7 protein-coding genes are annotated in these 6336 nt (G+C 73.1%); 5 read left to right on the forward strand and 2 right to left on the reverse strand.

The window, feature by feature from the left end; all coding sequences use genetic code 11:
* The first annotated feature begins 108 nt into the window (after positions 1–108).
* The 5 genes from GTQ99_RS18275 (at position 109) to GTQ99_RS18295 (ending at position 4827) form a co-directional block, all read left to right on the forward strand.
* Positions 109–1059: an ABC transporter substrate-binding protein gene (locus GTQ99_RS18275; protein ID WP_205707761.1), complete on the forward strand. Its 951-nt coding sequence runs from the start codon at positions 109–111 to the stop codon at positions 1057–1059.
* Complete coding sequence (locus tag GTQ99_RS18280; RefSeq protein WP_166617153.1) at positions 1056–2045, forward strand: iron chelate uptake ABC transporter family permease subunit; 990 nt, start codon at positions 1056–1058, stop codon at positions 2043–2045. The genes GTQ99_RS18275 and GTQ99_RS18280 overlap by 4 nt, the downstream gene beginning before the upstream one ends.
* Entirely contained in the window at positions 2038–3048 is a 1011-nt protein-coding gene (locus tag GTQ99_RS18285; protein WP_205707762.1) for an iron chelate uptake ABC transporter family permease subunit, read from the forward strand. Before GTQ99_RS18280 ends, GTQ99_RS18285 begins: the two co-directional genes overlap by 8 nt.
* Positions 3045–3815 carry an iron ABC transporter ATP-binding protein gene (locus tag GTQ99_RS18290; protein WP_166617155.1) on the forward strand — a complete coding sequence of 257 codons (771 nt, stop codon included), beginning with the start codon at positions 3045–3047 and terminating at the stop codon, positions 3813–3815. Before GTQ99_RS18285 ends, GTQ99_RS18290 begins: the two co-directional genes overlap by 4 nt.
* Positions 3816–3882: 67 nt before the next feature.
* Entirely contained in the window at positions 3883–4827 is a 945-nt protein-coding gene (locus GTQ99_RS18295) for a glycoside hydrolase family 43 protein (RefSeq protein ID WP_166617156.1), read from the forward strand.
* 71 nt (positions 4828–4898) lie between these two features.
* Here GTQ99_RS18295 and GTQ99_RS18300 read toward each other — a convergent pair whose 3' ends face one another.
* Both GTQ99_RS18300 and GTQ99_RS18305 read right to left on the reverse strand, forming a co-directional pair.
* The gene (locus GTQ99_RS18300) at positions 4899–5822 is read right to left on the reverse strand and encodes a manganese catalase (protein WP_166617157.1); all 924 of its coding nucleotides are present in this window, start codon (positions 5820–5822) and stop codon (positions 4899–4901) included.
* An 84-nt stretch (positions 5823–5906) separates the two neighbouring features.
* On the reverse strand, positions 5907–6336 hold a 430-nt coding region (locus GTQ99_RS18305; protein WP_166617158.1), incomplete at its 5' end, for a Rieske (2Fe-2S) protein.

A 6336-nucleotide genomic window follows, 5' to 3' on the forward strand; every position in this document is an offset into this window, starting at 1 on the left:
GTCGTGAGGGGACCCTCGCGGTGAGGGTAGGCTCACCACAGTGCGGCCCGCCGGCGCACGCCCCCCACCCCTGAGAGGCCCGTCGTGAGAACCCTCCGCCGCGCAACCGTGATCACCGCGCCGCTGGCACTGGCCGTGGCGCTCGGTCTGGCCGGCTGCTCCTCGGACGAGGAGGACGCCGCGGCCGCCGCGGCCGAGCCGACCACCCGCACGGTCTCCACGAACCAGGGCGAGGTCGAGGTCCCGGCGCAGCCGGTCCGCGTCGCGGCGCTCGACAACACCTCCTTCGCGACCCTCAAGGCGATGGGCGTCGAGCCGGTCGCGGTCCCCGAGGAGCTGCTGCCGGCGACCGGGTTCGAGGACTGGGAGGCCGACGAGGCGATCGCGGACGTGGGCACCCACCGCGACCCCGACTTCGAGGCGCTCAACGCGGCCGAGCCCGACCTGATCGTCGGCGGGTACCGCTTCGCCGACCACTACGACGAGCTGACGCGGATCGCGCCGACCATCGACGTCGCGCCCTCCGCGGACTCCGAGGGCGGGTTCGTCCAGGCCCTGGAGACCCAGACCCGCACCCTGGGCGAGGTGCTGGGCGCCACCGACGTCGCGCAGGAGCTCGTCGACGCGCTGCGGGCCGCCGAGCAGGAGGCCGCCGACGCCACCGGCACCGAGACGGTGTTCCTGGCCAGCCTCACCGGCGGGCACGTCGACAACGGCACCAGCCGCCTCGCCCCGCTGCTGGAGCCGCTGGAGCTGCGCAACGTGCTGCCCACCCAGGACGAGGCCACGGCCGTGCACAACGACTCCGGCCTGGCGCCGGAGACGATCGCGCAGCTGAACCCGGACTGGATGATCCTCATGGACCGCGACGCGGCGGTCGGCACCGAGGGCGCCCCGGCGGCGCAGCAGGTCGTCGCCGGCCAGCAGGCGTGGGCGCAGACGACCTTCGTCACGCAGGACCAGGTCGTCTACCTGCCCAGCGACTTCTACGTCACCGAGGGCATCCAGACCTACACGGCGGTGTACGAGCAGATCGCGGACGCCTTCAGCGCGGCATGAGGTCCGCGCCGGCCACCACCGGCAGGGGCGCGGCGAGCACGATCGCCGCGCTCGTGCTCGTGCTCGTCCTCGTCGCGGCCTCGCTGGCCGTCGGCGGCTACGACATCTCGCTGTCGGACCTGTGGACCGCCGGGTCGGCGCGGGAGATGTTCTTCATCTCCCGCGTCCCCCGCACGGTGGCGCTCGTGCTGGCCGCCGCCGCCATGGGCGTCTCCGGCACCGTCATGCAGATGATCACCCGGAACCGGTTCGTCGAGCCGACCACGACCGGGTCGGCGCAGTGGTCGGCCCTGGGGATCCTGCTCGTGCTGCTCGTGTGGCCGCAGGCGCCCGTCCTGGTGAAGATGACCGTCGCCAGCGCGTTCGCCTTCGCCGGGACCCTGGTGTTCCTCGGGGTGCTGCGGCGGGTGGCGCTGCGCTCCTCGGTCGTCGTGCCGCTGGTCGGCATGATGCTCGGCTCCCTCGTCGGTGCGGTGACGCTGCTGCTGGCCACCCGCGCCGAGCTGCAGCAGTCCCTGGCCGCCTGGCGCTCCGGCGGTTTCAACAGCGTCACCGCCGGCCACTACGAACCGCTCTACGCCGCCGGTGCGGTGGTCCTGCTGGTGTTCTGCTGCGCGCAGTGGTTCACCGTCGCAGGGCTCGGCCCCGACGTGGCCCGCAACCTGGGCCTGGACCACGACCGGGTCGTCCTGCTCGGCAGCGCGGCCGTCGCGCTGGCCACCGGGGTCACCGGTGTCGTGGTGGGCTTCCTGCCGTTCGTGGGCCTCGTCGTCCCCAACGTCGTCAGCGTGCTGCGCGGCGACGACGTCCGCGCGAACCTGCCGGTCGTCGTGCTCGTCAGCGCCGCGCTCGTCATCGGCTGCGACCTGATCGGCCGCACCGTCGTCTTCCCGCTGGAGATCCCCGTGTCGGTCGTCCTCGGTGCCGTCGGTGCCCTCGGGTTCGTGGGCCTGGTCCTGGTGCGCCGGAGGTCGTTGCGTGGCTGACACCCTGCTGCGGCCCCGGCGCCCGCGGGCCCTGCGACCCCTGCGGTGGCGCGCGCCGTCCCCGCGAGCGCGGACCGCCGTCGTCGGCGTCCTGCTCGCCGTCGTCGTGCTCGCCTACCTGTTCGCCTTCGTGCGCGGCAGCTTCGAGTACGCGCTGCACCGCCGGCTGACGATGCTGGGGGCGATGCTGGTCGCCGGTTTCGCGCAGTCGGTGGCGACCGTGCTGTTCCAGTCGGTCACCCGCAACCGGGTGCTGACGCCGTCCATCATGGGACTGGACTCGGTCTACGTCCTCGTGCAGACCGCGCTGGTGGTCGTGTGGGGCGGCCGCGTCCTGACGGCCACCGACGGGCTGGCGAAGGTCGTGGTGCAGACCCTCGTGATGGTCGCGTTCGCCACCGTGCTGTTCCGGTGGCTGTTCACCGCGCGCTGGGGGAACCTCAACGTCCTGCTCCTGGTCGGGGTCACCCTCGGGATGGCCTTCGACAGCCTGGCGACGTTCTTGCAGCGGGTCCTGTCGCCCACGGACTACGACCTGCTCTCGCTGCGGCTGTTCGCCCGGATGAACTCCGTCGACGCGGCCTCGCTGCCGCTCGCGCTCGGCGTGTGCGTGCTGGCGGGGTGGTTCGTGGCCCGGCGGGTGCACCGGCTGGACGTCCTGCAGCTGGGCCGCGACGTCGCCACCAACCTCGGCCTGGACCACCGCCGCGAGCTGACGACCGTGCTCGTCGTCGTCAGCGTCCTCATCGCCCTGTCGACGGCCCTGGTCGGGCCCATGACGTTCTTCGGGTTCATCGCGGCCACGGTGGCGCGGCAGCTGGTCGGCAGCGAGCGGCACGTCCACCTGCTGCCGATGGCGTTCCTGTTCGGGACGCTGCTGCTGGTGGGGTTGCAGTTCGTGCTGGAGCACGTCTTCGCCGCCTCCGGCATGCTGACGGTCGTCCTCGACGTCGTCGGCGGCGGGCTGTTCCTCGTCCTGCTCCTGCGGAAGGGAAGACTGTGATCACCGTCGACGGCGTGAGCACGAGCTACGGCGGCACGACCGTGCTGGGGCCGGTGTCCCTGCGGTTCCCCGACCACGGCATCACCTCGCTCATCGGCAGCAACGGCGCGGGCAAGTCCACGCTGCTGACCACCGTCGGCCGGTTGCTGGTGCCCGACACCGGCTCGGTCGTCCTCGACGGCCCGGACGGCCCGCTGGACGTGCACGCGACCCGCTCGCGCGACGTCGCCACCGCCCTGGCGGTGCTGCGCCAGGAGAACCACTTCGACCTGCGGTTGACGGTCCGCGAGCTGGTCTCGTTCGGGCGCTTCCCGCACTCGCGGGGCCGTCCGGGCGCCGAGGACGAGCGCCTGGTCGACCAGGCGCTGGACCTGCTGGACCTGCTGGACCTGCAGCAGCGGCCCATCGACCAGCTCTCCGGCGGCCAGCGCCAGCGCGCCCACGTCGCGATGGTCCTCGCCCAGGACACCCGCTACGTGCTGCTCGACGAACCGCTGAACAACCTCGACATGAAGCACGCCGTGCGGATGATGCGCCGGCTGCGGCGCGCGGCCGACGACCTCGGCAAGTCCGTCGTCATGGTCGTGCACGACGTGAACTTCGCCGCCCGCTGGTCCGACCACCTCATCGCGCTGCGCGACGGCGAGGTCGTGGCCCAGGGGACACCGCGCGAGATGATGCGCCCCCGGGTTCTGGAGGCGGTGTTCGACACCCCCGTGGACGTGCACGAGATCGACGGCCGTCCCGTCGCCGTCTACTTCGGCTGAGGCGCGCCGACGGGTAGCCTGCGCGCGTCCGGCGACCCGGTCGGGCAGGACAGCGAGGAGGGCTCCGGTGCCCGACGAGCACGGCTACCTGCTGGTGCACCACGTGGAGGCCCCCGACGGCCACGGCGAGCAGGTCTTCTTCTCCCTCAGCGACGGCGACGACGCCCGCCGGTGGACGCGCCGCAACCGCGGGGAGCCCGTCCTCATCTGGTCCTCCGGCACCACCGGGGTCCGCGACCCCCACGTCGTCGCCGGCGCGGGGGAGTTCTTCGTCGTCGCCACCGACCTGCGCATCTACGGCGGGGACGGCCGCGGCTGGGACGAGTGGACGCGCACCGGCAGCCGCGACGTCGTCGTCTGGCGCTCGGAGGACCTCGTGCACTGGTCGCAGCCCTGGGCGCTGGAGATCGCACCGCCGACGGCCGGGATGGCCTGGGCGCCCGAGGCCGTCTTCGACGAGGCGAGCGGCGAGTTCCTCGTCCACTGGTCCTCGACGCTGTACGACCCGCAGGACACCGACCACCGCGGTCCCAGCCACAGCCGCGTCCTGGCCGCCCGCACCCGCGACTTCCGCTCCGCCGGGCCGGCCGAGGTGGTCATCGACCGGGGCTTCTCGGTCATCGACACGACGACCTTCCGCGACGGCGACCTCGCCGTCCGCGTCTCCAAGGACGACTCGCGCCGGCCGGACGCGCTCAAGCTGTTCCAGGAGACCGACGCCGGCTCCGGCTGGGAGCTGGTGGCCACCCGCATCGCCGACGAGCTGTACGCCGACGTCGAGGCGCCGATCGTCTTCCGCGACCGCCGCCGCGGCGTCTGGTACCTGCTCGTCGACCAGTTCGAGGTGCGCCCGCAGGGTTACACGGCGCTGGTGAGCGACGACCCGGCGAGCGGGCGGTGGACACCGCTGCCGCCCGGGGGGTTCAGCATCCCGCCGAACACCAAGCACGGCGGGGTGCTGCCGCTGGTCGGGGACCAGTGGCAGCGGCTCGCCGAGGCCTTCCCGGCCTGAGGCGGACGCACCAGCGGCCGGCCCCCCGGCGCCTGGACGGCGCTGCGGGACCGGCCGCTGGCGAGCGGACCTCAGTGCTTGTCGCCGGTGATGGCGTCCTTGACCTTGGTGACGACGTTCTCGGCCTGCTGCACCGCGCCGCCGACGGCGTTGCCCGGCTTGCCCGGGCCCTGGCTGCCGTCGTAGGTGACGTACTGCAGCGGGTCGGGGGCGGGCAGGATGCCCTGGTCGTCGGTGAGCGGGCGCAGCGGCTCGGTGCGGAACGGCTGGCCGTCGACGACGCTGTTGCCGGTGGCCCACAGGCCCTCACCGGCGCGGCTGCCCTCGTTGGTGTAGAAGACGTGCGCGGCCTCCGCGTCCTCCCAGTCGCCGTTCGAGCGCTCGATCTCGGACTCCGCGAAGCCCTCCTCGACGAGCATCTGGATGCCGTACATCCACTGCTGCTGGTGGTAGGTGTCGCGGGCCAGGTTGAAGGCCAGCATCTCCTTCACGCCGCGGTCGTCGGTCATGTTGGCGATGCGGCTGGTCATCAGCCGGCTCTGCCCCTCGGCGGCCGCGTTGGAGCGGAAGTCGGTGAGCAGGTTCCCGCTGGCGATGATGTACCCGGCGTTCCACGGGTTGCCCTGCGAGTCGGTGGGGCGGGCGCCACCGCCCGAGACGATCGCGTGCTGCGGGTTCTGCCCGCCGAGGACGGCGGCGAGGACGGGGTTGGCGGCCGCGGCCTTCTCGGTCGTCTCACCGGGGGCGCCCTCGAGCAGGCGGGCCAGCATCACCGTCAGCATCTCGACGTGGCTGATCTCCTCGGTCCCGATGTCGAGGATCATGTCCTTGTACTTGCCGGGGACGCGGCAGTTCCAGCCCTGGAACAGGTACTGCATCATCACGGTCATCTCGCCGAACTGCCCGCCCAGGATCTCCTGGAACTTCGCGGCGAACAGCGCGTCGGGCTTCTCGGGCTTTGCGGTGAACTGCAGTTCGCGGGTGTGGCGGTACACGGAGTGCCCCTCTCAGCGTCTGCGGATGGTCGTACTCGCCACCTACCCGTCGTGCGCGGGCGCAAACGCCGCCCGCCCCGCCGCTCAGCGCGGCGGGCCGACCACCCGGGCCAGGACCCGGCCCTCGTGCACCCGGGTCTGCACGGTGGGCTGCGGCGAGCTCGCGGGCCCGTCCAGGACGGCCCCGTCGGTGAAGCGGAAGGTGCTGGCGCACCACGGGCAGGTGATCGCGGTCTGCTCCCCGCTGCCGCGCACCGCGCCCTCGTGCAGCGGGCCGCCGTCGTTGGTGCAGGTGGCGGTCAGCGCCGGCACCTGCGAGCCGCGGCGCAGCAGGCACACCGGTGCCTCGCCGACGCGGCGCTGCACGGGCGTGCCCTCCGGCAGCTCCGCCAGCGCGCCGACGTCGGTGGACCCCTGCCCCTCACCGGCCAGGTGGTGCAGGTGCTCGGCGTGGTTGGGGCCCGCGGCCCAGCGGTAGGCCAGGTGCCCGCCCAGCGCCCCCGCCGCCCCGGCC

The sequence above is a fragment of the Kineococcus vitellinus genome (assembly GCF_009906315.1).
GTDB classification, from domain to species: Bacteria; Actinomycetota; Actinomycetes; order Actinomycetales; family Kineococcaceae; genus Kineococcus; species Kineococcus vitellinus.